Below are 217 nucleotides of genomic sequence, written 5' to 3' on the forward strand. Positions count from 1 at the left end.
ACAAGGAATTACGGTATATATGACAAACATTCCTACGGAATGGGTACCAAAAGAGAAAATCTATGATTTATATTCACTGCGTTGGCAAATTAAGCTGTTATTTAAAATATGGAAATCCTGGTTTCAAATTCATCGTTGTAAATCTATTAAACAAGAGCGATTAGAATGCCATCTTTATGGACAACTCATTAGTATCCTATTATGTTCTTCTACTATG

Annotated in this window: 1 protein-coding gene; it reads left to right on the forward strand. The window is 31.8% G+C overall.

Annotation, left to right across the window (positions count from 1 at the left end):
* On the forward strand, window positions 1–217 hold a 217-nt coding region (locus MR065_RS27395; RefSeq protein WP_242215760.1), incomplete at both ends, for a transposase.

The sequence above is a fragment of the Bacillus cereus group sp. BfR-BA-01383 genome (assembly GCF_022663495.1).
In the GTDB taxonomy this organism is placed as follows: domain Bacteria; phylum Bacillota; class Bacilli; order Bacillales; family Bacillaceae_G; genus Bacillus_A; species Bacillus_A cereus_AU.